Here is a 1,084-nt window from a genome sequence, read left to right on the forward strand (position 1 = left end):
ATTTATATAAAGAACGTGCAGTGAACCGAATCGTTGCACTACGTGGTGATCTTCCCTCGGGCATGGGCGGATCAACAGGTGAATTAAAGTACGCGAACGAACTGGTCGCTTTCATTCGAGAACATAGCGGCGATCACTTTAATATAGAAGTAGCGGCCTACCCTGAGTTTCATCCACAAGCGCCGAGCGCGGAAGTGGATTTAGAAAACTTCAAACGCAAGGTGGATGCTGGCGCAAGTAGTGCGATTACACAGTACTTTTATAATCCGGACGCTTATTTTTACTTTATTGATCGGGTTGAGGCGATGGGTATTAATATTCCAATCGTCCCAGGCATTATGCCAATCACCAACTACTCCAATTTAATGCGTTTCAGCGATATGTGTGGAGCGGAGATTCCTAGATGGATTCGCAAGCAGCTTGAAGCGTATGGTGATGATAAAGCGAGCATTGTAAAATTTGGCGAAGAAGTGGTGACCCAAATGTGCGACACATTGCTAGCGGCCGGCGTGCCAGGCATACACTTCTACAGCATGAACCAAGCAGAACCCTCACTCAAGATTTGGGATAACCTTGGACTAAGCGATAACGAGAAAATCAAATTCTGATCACTCGCGCTTAAAGCAACACAATACAATGGCTTGCCCTACTCCGGCAGGCCATTTTTTTTGCCGCTCTACTTTTACTCGTCGCCCATTCCAACCATAATCATGCAGAGATAAACGAACAGGCTAAGCACTCAAGTTGCATATTCCAACAACAAAATCTCCAAGGAGACGGTGTGGGTCAGAATATTGATAAAACCCAGTTTAGCGATCAGGATTATGCCGATTTCAGAGACGCACTCAATGACAATCTTCGCACTTTCCGCGCACTTTTAGCTGAACCCGGTTTTGGTGAAGGGCCTCAGTCTTATGGTTCTGAGCTTGAGCTGTATCTCGTCGATAAAAATGCACATCCTAAACCCATCAATGAAATCATTCTGAACGACGCCAAGGATACGCAGCTCACTTTAGAGTTGAACCAATTTAACCTCGAATACAACTTTTTACCCTTGGTGAATGAAGCCGCGCCATTCTCTAAA

The 1,084-nt window shown here is 45.3% G+C and carries 1 protein-coding gene and 1 pseudogene; both read left to right on the forward strand.

Annotated features, from left to right (window positions below; translation table 11 throughout):
- Positions 1–608 (forward strand): methylenetetrahydrofolate reductase (locus tag A3751_RS17585; RefSeq protein ID WP_068458313.1); only part of this gene is annotated, 608 nt, incomplete at its 5' end.
- A gap of 173 nt (positions 609–781) precedes the next feature.
- Positions 782–1,084 (forward strand): annotated as a pseudogene (locus tag A3751_RS17590) (hypothetical protein); the annotation flags it as partial.

The organism is Oleiphilus sp. HI0080, from assembly GCF_001635135.1.